10 protein-coding genes are annotated in these 11,877 nt (G+C 66.5%); 2 read left to right on the top strand and 8 right to left on the bottom strand.

Going from position 1 to position 11,877, the window contains the following annotated elements:
- Positions 1–7: 7 nt before the first annotated feature.
- The 4 genes from AC6IY7_RS09665 to AC6IY7_RS09650 form a co-directional block, all read right to left on the bottom strand.
- Positions 8–1,564, bottom strand: coding sequence for a RecQ family ATP-dependent DNA helicase (locus AC6IY7_RS09665; RefSeq protein ID WP_497778745.1), 1,557 nt, complete (start codon positions 1,562–1,564; stop codon positions 8–10).
- A gap of 8 nt (positions 1,565–1,572) precedes the next feature.
- A complete protein-coding gene (locus tag AC6IY7_RS09660) occupies positions 1,573–2,193 on the bottom strand; it encodes a response regulator transcription factor (RefSeq protein WP_497782818.1) in 621 nt (206 codons plus the stop codon).
- A 440-nt stretch (positions 2,194–2,633) separates the two neighbouring features.
- The gene (locus tag AC6IY7_RS09655; RefSeq protein WP_497778744.1) at positions 2,634–3,659 is read right to left on the bottom strand and encodes a sulfate ABC transporter substrate-binding protein; all 1,026 of its coding nucleotides are present in this window, start codon (positions 3,657–3,659) and stop codon (positions 2,634–2,636) included.
- A gap of 134 nt (positions 3,660–3,793) precedes the next feature.
- Positions 3,794–4,723: an extensin-like domain-containing protein gene (locus tag AC6IY7_RS09650; RefSeq protein WP_497778743.1), complete on the bottom strand. Its 930-nt coding sequence runs from the start codon at positions 4,721–4,723 to the stop codon at positions 3,794–3,796.
- Positions 4,724–4,927: 204 nt separating this feature from the next.
- Here AC6IY7_RS09650 and AC6IY7_RS09645 point away from each other — a divergent pair, with 204 nt between their 5' ends.
- Positions 4,928–5,779 (top strand): outer membrane protein, encoded by an 852-nt coding sequence (locus AC6IY7_RS09645; RefSeq protein WP_497778742.1) that lies wholly within the window; start codon positions 4,928–4,930, stop codon positions 5,777–5,779.
- Between the two features lie 69 nt (positions 5,780–5,848).
- Here the strand turns inward: AC6IY7_RS09645 and AC6IY7_RS09640 are convergent, their stop codons facing one another.
- The gene (locus tag AC6IY7_RS09640; protein ID WP_497778741.1) at positions 5,849–6,385 is read right to left on the bottom strand and encodes a DUF2852 domain-containing protein; all 537 of its coding nucleotides are present in this window, start codon (positions 6,383–6,385) and stop codon (positions 5,849–5,851) included.
- 228 nt (positions 6,386–6,613) lie between these two features.
- Between AC6IY7_RS09640 and AC6IY7_RS09635 the strand changes: the two genes are divergently transcribed.
- On the top strand, positions 6,614–8,179 hold the full coding sequence (locus AC6IY7_RS09635) for a chloride channel protein (RefSeq protein ID WP_497778740.1): 1,566 nt from the start codon (positions 6,614–6,616) through the stop codon (positions 8,177–8,179).
- Positions 8,180–8,181: 2 nt separating this feature from the next.
- Here AC6IY7_RS09635 and AC6IY7_RS09630 read toward each other — a convergent pair whose 3' ends face one another.
- The 3 genes from AC6IY7_RS09630 to AC6IY7_RS09620 all read right to left on the bottom strand — a co-directional run bounded on the left by AC6IY7_RS09630 (position 8,182) and on the right by AC6IY7_RS09620 (position 11,871).
- The gene (locus tag AC6IY7_RS09630) at positions 8,182–8,802 is read right to left on the bottom strand and encodes a TetR/AcrR family transcriptional regulator (RefSeq protein WP_497778739.1); all 621 of its coding nucleotides are present in this window, start codon (positions 8,800–8,802) and stop codon (positions 8,182–8,184) included.
- Positions 8,803–9,040: 238 nt separating this feature from the next.
- A complete protein-coding gene (locus AC6IY7_RS09625) occupies positions 9,041–10,564 on the bottom strand; it encodes a SpoVR family protein (protein WP_497778738.1) in 1,524 nt (507 codons plus the stop codon).
- Positions 10,564–11,871, bottom strand: coding sequence for a YeaH/YhbH family protein (locus AC6IY7_RS09620; protein ID WP_497778737.1), 1,308 nt, complete (start codon positions 11,869–11,871; stop codon positions 10,564–10,566). Before AC6IY7_RS09620 ends, AC6IY7_RS09625 begins: the two co-directional genes overlap by 1 nt.
- Between the last annotated feature and the right edge of the window lie 6 nt (positions 11,872–11,877).

Raw genomic sequence — 11,877 nt, 5'->3', positions numbered from 1 at the left:
AAGCGTTTCAATCCTCGGCAACCGCGCGCAAAAACGCCACCTCCGCGATCGCGCTCTCGCCGTCGAGCGCTCGCGTGATGGCGAGGCGCCGCAGCACGGCGTCGCTCGCCACCGCCCGTGGGGCGAGACGGCGGCGCTTCGCAATGTCGAGCCGCAGACGGAGCAATCGCCGATAGAGCCGGTCCTCGGCGACGCTGAGCCGCTCCTCCTGCGCCGGCGCGGAGAGGCCCGGCGCCATGGCGGGGCGCGGGGCGGCTTCCGGCTCGTCGACGCTCTCCGCGCTGCCGCCGGCGAAACGCGCGAGAACCGCCACGCGCCAGCCGAGCGTCAGCAGGCCGGCGCGCCGCGGCAGCGCCAGCGGGCCGCCGCGGCAATTGTCGCAACGCCCGCAGCGCCCGCTCTCCTCGCCGAAGGCGGCGAGCAGCGCTTGGAAACGGCAGGAGGGCGTGAGGCAGAGCCGCGCCATGGCGCGACGGCGCTCCGTCTCGCCGAGGGCGACGGGATCGTCCGGCGGCGGCGTGAAGCCGAAGCGGCCGGCGAGCTCGCGCGGGTCGAATAGAGCGAGGGCGTCGGCGGGACGTCCGTCGCGGCCGGCGCGGCCAATCTCCTGATAATAGGCCTCGATCGAATCCGGCGGATCGGCGTGGACGACAAATCGCACGTCCTTTTTGTCGACGCCCATGCCGAAGGCGATGGTCGCGACCATCACCACGCTGGCGCGCGCGAAAAAAGCGTCCTGATGGGCGGCGCGCGTCGCCGCATCGAGGCCGGCGTGATAGGCGAGCGCGTCGAAGCCGAGCCGGCGCAAGGTCGCCGCCATGTCGTCGGCCTTGCGGCGGGAATTCACATAGACGACGCCGCTCTCGCCCTCCCGCCGACGCAGGAAGCGCGTGATCCGTCCGAGCGCATCGCCGCGCGGGACGAAGGCGAGGCGCAGATTGGGCCGCGAGAAGGAGGAGACGAAGACCTCCGGCGCGCGCGAGAAGAGGCTGGCGATAATGTCGGCGCGCGTGCGCGGGCCGGCAGTCGCCGTCACCGCGAGGACCGGCGCGCCGAGCCGCGCGGCGATCTCGCCGAGCCGGGCGTAATCGGGACGAAACTCGTGACCCCAATGGGAGACGCAATGCGCCTCGTCGACGGCGAGCAGCGCCACTCCGGCGGTGCGCAGCAGCTCGACGGTCCCGTCGCCGGCGAGACGTTCCGGCGCGAGATAGACGAGCCGCGCCCGCCCGCCGGCGAGGCCGGCGACGGCTTCGGCGTGCTCCTCCTCGCTCTGGCCGGAATGGAGCGCGACCGCGGCGACGCCCGAACGCTCGAGGCTGCGCAATTGATCGCGCATCAGCGAGATGAGCGGCGAGACGACGACGACCGGCGCGACGCCCATGGCCGCGGGCAATTGATAGAGCAGCGATTTGCCGGCCCCCGTGGGCATGACGGCGAGCGCGTCGCGCCCCTCGAGCAGAGCGGCGAGAACGGCTTCCTGCCCAGGCAGAAACGCCTCATGCCCGAAGCGCGCGCGCAGCACGCGCCGCGCCTCCTCCATATCGACGGGCAGATGACGCAAGGCGGCCCTCAGAGCGATGCGGCGCGCGGGACGAGCACCGATATGCGCACCAGCTCCGACAGGCTCCTGGCTTGCATTTTCACCATCAGCCGGGCGCGATGGGCCTCCACTGTGCGCACGCTGATGCCGAGCTCGTGAGCAATGATCTTGTTGGGCCGGCCCTCCAGCACGCCGACCAGCACCTCGCGCTCCCGCAGGGTGAGGCTGGCCAGCCGATCGCGCGCCGCCGCGGCCTCGGAGCCGAAGCCCTCGCCCTCGACACGGCTGCCCAGCGCCTGATGCACCGCGCCGAGCAGCGCCACATCGTCGAAGGGTTTTTCCAAAAGATCGACGGCGCCGGCCTTCATCGCCTGAACCGCGAGCGCCACATCGGCATGGGCGGTGATGACGATCACCGGCAGATCGAGACGTCGCGCCCTGATCTCGGCTAGCAGCTCCAGGCCGCTCGTGCCGGGCATGCGCACGTCGGTGACGACGCAGCCGGTCTCGCTCGGCACGACGCTCGTCAGGAAATCGCGCGCGGACGCATGGGCGCGCACGTCGAAATCCTCTGTTTTCAAAAGAAGCCTCAGGGAATCGCGGACGGCGGCGTCATCGTCGATGACATGAACGATGGCCGGCGCGCCCATCATACGCGCGCTCCGCCGATCCGAGGCCCAGCGGGGCCGTCGCATGAAAAGCGGAAATCGAAAAAGCTTTTGGGTCGCATCAAAAGCGGGTCCGACCACCCGGGCGGTTCTGCGCCTCGACAGGCGCTGTCGGGCCGGGATGATCCTATGCCGCGCGCCGAATGGCAATAGCCCCGGACTTTCGGTCAGAACTCAGAATCCAAGTCTACAATTCCCACACGACCACGTCATGCCCGCGCTTGTCGCGGCGCGGATGGTGCGGACAAGCGCGGCCAGGACACTAGAGTCATTCCGGTTCAGATTGAACCGGAATGACTCTATATCTCCTTGTTCGGTCGTGTTTTCTTCACGCGAACCGGTTCCCACTTCACTCGAAAACACTCTAGAACGTCGATGCGGGAGGTGAGCGCGCCCCTTCCAGGCGTCGACGCCGACCAATGTCAGGGTTTCTGCATCTCGTCGAAGAGCGCGCCATCGACGAAAAACTTCTTCTGCGCCGCGGGCCAGCCGCCGAAGCTCTTGTCGATCGTCACCAGCTCGAGCTGGTGGAAGCGCTTCAGATCCTCGGCGGCCGCGAATTCCGGGCGCGAGGGACGATAGCCGTGCTTGGCGATGAGCGCCTGGCCCGCCGGCGTGTAGAGAAAGCTCAGATAGGCTTCCGCCGCCTTGCGCGTGCCCTTGGCGTCGACATTGCCATCGACGACGGCAACCGCCGGCTCGGCGAGAATGGAGAGCGAGGGAACGACGATCTCGAACTTGTCCTTGCCGAATTCGTCGATCGCGAGAAAGGCCTCGTTCTCCCAGGCGATGAGCGCGTCGCCGAGGCCGCGCTGGGCGAAGGTCGTCGTCGATCCGCGCGCGCCGGAGTCGAGCACCGGGGCGTTCTTGTAGATCGCCCTGACCAGCTCCTTCGTCTTGGCCTCGTCGCCGTTGAATTTCTTCGATCCAAAGGCCCAGGCGGCGAGGAAATTCCAACGCGCGCCGCCGCCGGTCTTGGGATTGGGCGCGACGACGACGACGCCGGGCCGCGCCAGATCGTCCCAATCCTTGATCGCCTTCGGATTGCCCTTGCGCACGAGCAGGACGATCGTCGACGTATAGGGCGAGGAGTTGTTGGGGAGACGCTTCTGCCAGTCGGCCGGGATCTTGCCGGTCTTGCTCGCAATGGCGTCTATGTCATTGGCGAGGGCGAGCGTCACCACATCGGCGGCGAGCCCCTCTATGACCGAACGCGCCTGCGCGCCAGAGCCGCCATGCGAGGCCTGAATCTGCACATCCTGCCCGGTCTTCTTCTTCCAATCGGCGGCGAAGGCCTTGTCGACGGCTTTGAACAATTCCCGCGTCGGATCGTAGGAGACGTTGAGCAGGGTCTCGCAGCTCGCCTCGGTGACGAAGGTCACGGAAAAAGCGAGGCCGATGACGCGCAAAAACCCGCGAAGCATGGAATGACCGGACGTCGTCTGCATATCGATCCTCGAATGCTCGTTTTCAGTTAGTCTATGACATTAATGTTCATATCGACAAACTGGCGCGCCGCGCAACCGAAGCGGCGCAGATGGGACCGCGCAAATGGTGAGACCGTTCTGGGGACGATGCGGGATCAGCGATCGCGCGGGCGAATGCTGGAGGTGACGTCCCAATCCTTGGTCGAGCCTTCGGGCTGCAGGGCGCGCGCCGGCGGGCGGACGGGCGGCAGCGGCGCCGCGAGGACGAAACCGTCGGTCGCGCCCCTCGACGCATGCTCGGGAAAAGCCGCGAGCGGGGGACGGCCGGGCGTGTCGACGTCGTCGTCGTCGGGGCCATGGGCGACGAGCTGCGGGTCCTGACCCGGCGGCGGCGCGACGTCATGCGGAACCGGCTTGCAAATGCGCCGGTCGCCATTGCGCCCATGCATCGCGAGATCGACGTGAATGTGATTGTAGTGGAAGGCGTTGGAGCCCGGCGACAGCACTGTGGTGAAATGCCGGCAGGAGCCGCCATGCACTTCGGCCAGAAAATCCTTGGTCTGCTGGTCGCCATGCGTCCAATCGCGCACGATCGAGATTTCGCGCCCGTCGGCGAGCACGAAACCGCCTATGTCCAGCGCATTGCCGAAGGAATGTTCCGAGAGCGGCGCGCCCGCCTGGGCGTTCATGCCGCGGCAGGCGTAGGAGCCCATGGAGTTGATCTGCGCCACCGGCTGGCCGAAGCGCGCCATGGCGGAGGGCTGCACGACATCGACGAGCCATTGGTCGAGCTCGGCGACCATGGAGCAATCGAGCGTCGCTCTGGCGTTGAAGGCGACCGCGCCGCCCTGCAGCGCCGTGACTTTCAGCGGCCGCGTCATTCCGCATATGCCGGGCCCGTCGATCTCGGGCGCGAATTGAACATAGGCGGAGGGCTCCACGCGCTTTTGGGCGAGGCAGGCGTTCTCGGCGGTGGCGCGCCAGGCCGGGCGCTGCGGCTTCGACATGAATCCGCAGCCCGACAATCCCGCCGCCGCGAGCGGCGTCAGGGCGAGAAGCAGCAATGGCGAAACGCGACGAGCCATGGCCGTGACAATGGCGTCGGAAGCGTTAACGCGCGGTCGAGAAGTTTGGTTAACGCCTGCATTCGTAGGGCGTTAGGCCCGTCCGAGCGGCGTCTCGAGATTTCGAATTGACGAATCTGTCCGTATCATCGCTTAGTGCAATGCGAGCCCGCTTTCAGATGGGCTCGAACCCTTTCGATGTTCGAATTTACAGAGAGTTGAAAAATGTCGACACGATTCTGTCTCGCGGCGGCGGCGATCGCCGTCACGACGGGCGGCGCTCTCGCGGCCGATCTTCCCTCACGCAAAGCGCCGGCGCCGATCGCGGCCCCTGCGCCGCCAGCGATCTGGACCGGCTTCTACGCCGGCGTGAATGCGGGCTACGCGTTCCAATCCGACAGGAGCCTCGCTCTGTCGTCGGTTTCCCTGTCGCCGCTCGCGCCGATCATCGCTTGGGCGGCGGAGGCGAATGGCGCCTTTCCAGCGGGCGCGGACGGCTTCGTCGGCGGCGGACAGGTCGGCTATAATTTTCAGCTCGGCAATTTCGTTCTGGGATTCGAAGCGGATTTCCAGGGGATCGCCGCCGGCGGCGGGGGCTCCAGCGCCTTTGTCGCCGCGCCATTCGGCGCCAACACCTTCTTCTCGCAGAATACGGCGTCGCAGAGCCTCGACTATCTCGGCACGGCGCGTGGGCGCGTCGGCTATCTGCTGACGCCGACATTGCTGCTCTATGGAACCGGCGGTCTCGCCTATGGCGGGGCGCGGACCAGCGCTTCGGTGTTCCAATTCTCCGCGGCCAATGGCTTCTTCGGCGCGGGCTCGACGAGCGCGTCCGATTTGCTGGTCGGCTGGACGGCGGGCGCCGGCGCCGAGTGGAAGTTCGATCGCAATTGGAGCGTGAAGCTCGAATATCTGTATTACGACCTCGGCCGCATCGAGCAGGATTTCATCCTCTTCCGCCCGGTCGGCCCCTTCGCCGCATCCCACGCTTCGGCGCGCCGCGACGGCCATATCGTGCGTGTGGGCGTGAACTATCATTTCGACTTCGGCCCGGCGCCCGTCATCGCCAAATATTGACGCGCCGCCGCAACGAAAATCGCCGCGGTCGTTTCCGGCCGCGGCGCATTTTTTGAAAGCGGAGGGAGGTCAGCTCTGCGGCTGGCCGCGATCGCGGCGGGCGCGCATGAAGGATTCGAATTCCTCGCGGTCTCTCGCGCGGCGCAGCTCGTCGATATGATCGGCGAATTCGCGCTCGGCCTCGGCGAGCTTGCGGCGCTCCTCCTCGAGGCGGGCGAGCTCGCTCTCGCGCCAGTCGTCGAAGGCGACATTGCCCGAGGAGCGCATGAAGCCCGGACCGCGCCAGCCGCCGCCGGAAGCGCGGCCGTCCGGCTGGCCGGTCGCCTCATTCCAATGCGTCTGCCAGCCCGCCTGCCAGCGCGCCTGCACATCGGCGGCGCGATCCTGCGCGAAGGCGAAGAGATTGCCCTCATAGCCGTATTTACGCTGCCAGACCTTGAAGAGGACGATGGCGAGGCCGATCGGCCAGAAGACGATGAAGCCGAGCACCATGGCGAAAATTTCCAGCGGCTTCCACGGCCGCCCGCAGTCGCCGAATCGATCGCGCGCGTCGTAGCCCATTCCGCCAGGGGCGGCGCCCATGCGGTTGTGACGATGACAGCCCATGTTCGGACTCTCCAGTTCCTTCGCTCATCGCGGGCTCGCGCGGACGATCCGAACGACGCCGCCGCAATGTGAATGTAATATACATTAACATTGCTGTTTCGCCAAGGGGTCGTCTACGAAAGCGGTCCTCGACAAAAGCAGTCGTCGTCGGATTTGATCCGGCGCCGATTTCGTTTCTCGCGCGACCGCGCGCTATCCTGCCGAAAGTCATTTTGGCGAATCGCTTCCATGTCCGAAATTTCCGAGGAGAACGCCCGCGCGCTCCTCGCTCTGGCGACGCTCATCGGCGCCGGAGCGCTGCCGTTTCTGTTCCGCCTCGCCTTCGGACGTCGCCGCAAGCGCAAGGGCCGCTCGCGCGCCGTTTCGGTCGCGCTGGCGCTCGGTCGACCGCGTCGCCTCGTTCTGCTCCGCGCCGCGGGGGCGGAGCGCCTGCTTTTGCTCGGCGAAAAAAGCGATGTGGTCGTCGAATCGCATGTCGCCGCCGTGCAGGCCGGCGCCGTCGCGGAACCGCCTTCGGAGCTCGCCGGGCTGTTTCCGCTCGGCCTCGTCTCGCTCGCGGCCGGGGTCGCGGTGGGGACGCTCTGCGGCGTCTTCCGCCTCATCCTCGACGCGGCCGGACGTCTGCGCTCCGCCGCGCCGCACTGGTTCCAGGCCGACCCCGCGCTCGGCGCGGCGGCGATGGCGCTCGCCGCCGCGGTCGCCACCGGTCTCGCGGCCTATCTGGTGCGCCGCTTCGTTCCGGCCGCGGTCGGCAGCGGCATTCCGCATGTCGAATCGGTCATCGACGGCGGCGAGCCGCCGTCGCCGCCTCTGCTGCTGCCGGTGAAATTCATCGGCGGCGTTCTGGCGATCGGCGCCGGCCTCGCGCTCGGCCGCGAGGGGCCCTCGGTGCAGATGGGCGCGACGCTCGCGCATCAGTTCGGCCGCTTCTTCCATTATGATTGGCGCGATCAGCAATCGCTGCTCGCGGCCGGGGCCGGAGCCGGGCTCGCCGCGGCCTTCAACGCCCCGCTCGCGGGCGCCGCTTTCGTGCTCGAGGAGCTGCTGCGCCGCTTCGACATGCGCCATGCGACGATCGCGCTCGGCGCCTCGGTCGGGGCCATTTCCGTGGTGCGGCTCCTCGACGGGCCGACGCCGGAACTGAGCGTCGCCGCGCATTATCCGACCGGACCTCTGGACGTTCCCCTTGGCCTCCTTCTCGGCGCGGCGACCGGGCTGGCGAGCCTCGCCTATAATCGCGCCATTCTCGGCGCGCTGGACATGGCCGATCGCTCGCTTTGGCCGGCCGAGGCGAAAGCCGCGCTGGTCGGCGCCGGCGTCGGCGCGCTCGGCTTCTTCGCGCCCGATCTCGTCGGCGGCGGCGACGTGTTGACGCAACGCACGCTCGACGGCGCCTTTGCGCTCGAGGCTCTGCCGCTCGTCTTCGCCCTGCGTTTCGCGCTCGGCGTCGTCTCTTATGCGGCGGGGACGCCCGGCGGATTATTCGCGCCGCTGCTGGCGCTCGGCGCTGAGATCGGGCTTTTTTTCGGCCTGCTGATTCCGGGCGAGGATGCGCAGACGATGGGAATGAAATTCGCGCTCATCGGCATGGCGGCTTTTTTCGCCGCCGTGGTGCGCGCGCCGCTCACCGGCATGATCCTCATCACCGAGATGACCGACAGCTCCGAGCTTTTGCTGCCCATGCTGGCGGCCTGTTTCGGCGCGATGGCCATCGCCGCCGTGTGCCGCAACGAGCCGATCTATGACGCGCTGAAGGATCGCTCCGCCCGTCTCGCGCGGCGGGCGGAGACGTGATCTCAGCCCTGCGCCGTCTCCGCCCGGCGGACCGCGGCCTCCATCAGATTGCGCGCGGCCACGTCGAGCACGGGGACGGGATCGAGGCCCTTGGCGGCGTCGAGATGTCCGGAGATCGACAGCATGGCGACGCCATGCGCGAGCGCCCAGAGCTGTAGCGCGAGCTTGCGCGCGCCCTGCGCCGGCGCGTCGCGCTGCTGGAGAAAAGCGACGACCGAGCGCCAGAGAATGTCCAGCGCATGATCGGCGGCGTCGGCGGAGGCCTCGGTCGAGAGCGTCGTCACAGAGCCGAACATGGCGCTGTAGAGGCCGGGCTCCGCGCGGGCGAAGGCGAGATAGGCGGCGCACATGCGCCACATGGCCGTCGCCGCGTCGGGCCGTCCCTCGTCCCAGGCTTTTTCGATCCGCTCGCCGAAGGAGAGAAAGCCGCGCCGCGCCACCTCATTGAGCAATTCGTCGCGGCTGGCGAAATGGCGATAGGGCGCGGCCGCGGTGACGCCGACGCGTTTGGCCGCCTCGGTGAGGTTCAGACTGGCCAGTCCGCCTTCGGCGATGAGCTCGAGCGCAGCCTCGACCAACGCCTCTTTGAGGGCGCCATGGTGATATTTGCGCTTGATGGTCATTCGTGCGGCATGCGTGGAGGCGAAGGGGCGTCTCGCGCAGCCGTCGCACAGTCTCGCGTCGAAGGGAAGTGGGCCGTCGTCCCTCGAACCGATTGGCCGCGCGTGCTTCGAGACGCGGCCTTCGGCCGCTCCTCAGCATGAGGGAGGTTTGTGGGACCCAGAGTAACCCCTCATGCTGAGGAGCCCGCATAGCGGGCGTCTCGAAGCGCGAGGGGCTCCAGAAGGCGGAAAGCCGCGCTCAGCCCTGCTCCGGCCGTACCATATGCTCTTTCAACACCTGCTCCGTGCCGGAGTCGATCTCCTGCAAGAGCACCTCATAGCCCCAGAGATTGGCGAGATGGCCGAGCACCATGGAGGCGTTGGTCAGCTCCAGCATCTTGCCGTCGCGGACGCGGTGATGCAGCACCAGCTTGCGATTGCCGGCGAGATCGACGTCGACGATCTGAATGTCCGGCGCATAGCCGCCCACCTCATATTGGGCGGCGAGATTGCGGCGCAGATCGCGATAGCCGCGCTCATTGTGGATCGACGAGACCTCGAGGTGCGGCTGCTCGCGATCGTCGACGACATGGAACAGCCGCCAGTTGCGGATGAGCCTGGGGCTCAAGAATTGCGCGATGAAACTGTCATCGCGATAATTCGCCCAGACATTGCGCAGCACCTCCATCTCGTCGCCGGTTCCCGCGATCTCCGGGAACCAATAGCGATCCTCCTCGGTCGGCTCGCGCACGATGCGTTCGATGTCGCGCATCATGTCGAAGCCCAGCGCATAAGGGTTTATGCCGCTATAGGACGGACTGTCGTAGAAGGGCTGGCGCGTGGCGTTGGTGTGCGAGGTCAGAAATTCGAGGAAGCTGCCGTCGCCGATCTGCCCCGTCTCATGCAGGCGGCCGAGAAGCCGATAGTGGCAATAGGTCGCGCAGCCTTCGTTCATCACCTTGGTCTGCTGCTGCGGATAGAAATATTGCGCGATGAGCCGCACGATGCGCAGCACCTCGCGCTGCCACGGCTTCAGCCGCGGCGCGGCCTTCTCGAGGAAATAGAGGATATTTTCCTGCGGCAGGCCAAGCAGCGCGCGGCGCTTGTCGCCGGCCATCTGCTTGGAGCCGCGCGCGCGGCCCGGCACGGTGCGCCAAAGATCGTCATAGACGCGCTCGCGCTCCTCCTTGCGATCCTGCTCGCGCTTCTCTTCCATATGCAGATTGAGCGGGCGCTTGCGCGGATAGCGATCTATGCCCTGCGGCATCAGCGCATGGGCGGCGTCGAGCAGGCGCTCGACCTCCGCATGGCCATAGCGCTCCTCGCAATTGGAGATATAGGCCTTGGCGAAGGAGAGATAGTCGAGAATGCCTTCGGGATCTGTCCACTGGCGGAACTGGTAATTGTGCTTGAAGAAGTGGTTGTGGCCGAAGGCGGCGTGCGCGATCACCAGCGTCTGCATCGTGGCGGAATTCTCCTCCATGATATAGCTGATGCAGGGATCGGCGTTGATGACGATCTCATAGGCGAGGCCCTGCAGCCCCATGCGGTAGATGCCCTCGTGCTGGGCGAAGCGCTTGCCGAACGACCAATGCTTGTAGAAGAGCGGCATGCCGGTCGAGGCGTAGGCGTCGAGCATCTGCTCGGCGGTGATGATCTCGATCTGATTGGGGAATGTGTCGAGGCCGAGCTCCTTATGCGCGATGTCCGCCACCGCGTCATGGATACGCTGGATCGTGCCGAAGTCCCAATCCTTGCCTTCATAGAGAAGTTCACCGCGCATCAGCTGGCCTCCGCGGTCTTGGCGGCGCGCCGCTGGAACAATTGCCGGAACACCGAATAAATATGCTCGCGCCGCGAGACGCGCCGCATCTGGAATTTTTCATTCTCCTTTTGCAGCGCCGCATAGGTGAGCCATAGCGAGCTCTGGCCGTGATGGGGCACATAGCCATGCGTCTCGACATTGGGCCCGCTCACCTCGACATAGGCGAAATATTGGCACAGCGGCAGAATCTGGCTCTGCAGCAATTCGCGTGTCTGCGGATTGTCGCTGGAAAGATTGTCGCCGTCCGAGGCCTGCGCGGCGTATATGTTCCAGACGCCCGGATCATAGCGCTCGCGAATGACTTTCAGCATCTCCTGCAGCGCCGAGGAGACCATTGTGCCGCCGGTCTCGGCGGAGCGGAAGAAGGTCTCCTCGTCCACCTCGCCGGCGCGATCCGTGTGGCGGATGAAGACGATCTCGACGCGCTTGTAGCGGCGCGTCAGAAACACATGCAGCAACATGAAGAAGCGCTTGGCCAGATCCTTCATATGCTCGGTCATGGAGCCGGAGACGTCCATCAGGCAGAACATCACCGCCTGCGTCACCGGCTTGGGGAAGCGCTCGAAACGGCGATAGCGCAGATCGATCGGGTCGAGATAGGAGATGCGCGCCCTTTTGTGCCGGAGCGCCTCGAGCTCGGCCGCGAGCCGCTCGACATCGGGACTTTCGACCCGTTGCGCCTCCTCGAGCCGCTGCGCGAGATCATCGAGCGCGCCCTGCTTGGGACGCTTCAATGCGATGCGGCGCGAGAGCGAGGTCTGCAGCGTGCGGTGCAGCGCGAGATTGGCCGGCGTGCCGGTGGTGGTGAAGCCGGCACGGCGCAACCCCTCTTTCTCGGTCTGGGCGACGCGCCGCTTTGCGAGATCGGGCAGCTCGAGATCATCCAGGAAGATGCTCAAAAATTCATCGCGCGTGAGGATAAAACGGAAGGCGTCCTCCTGGCCGTCGCCGCGGCCGACCTGGCCGCCGGCTCCGTCGCCCTCGCCTTCGCCGCGCGGGCGCTCGATGAGATCGCCTTCGACATAATCCTTATTGCCGGGCAGCACGAGATCGCGCCGCGAGCCCTGCGTGTGGCGGAAGGTCGGCTCGCGCGTGCCCTCGGAGGGGATGGAGATCTCGCCGGGGCTCTCGAGGTCGCCGATCGCCCTGTCCTTGCTCGCCTCGCGAACCGCCTTCTCCACCATATCCTTGGCGCGGCGCAAAAAGCGCTGGCGGTTCGCGAAGCTCTTGCTTCCGGGGTTCAACCGACGATCGACGATGTGCATCGTTTC

This window comes from Methylosinus sp. is20ea (assembly GCF_059718135.1).
Note: the sequence above shows the minus strand (reverse complement) of the source record. Positions and strands in the feature narration are given on the sequence as shown.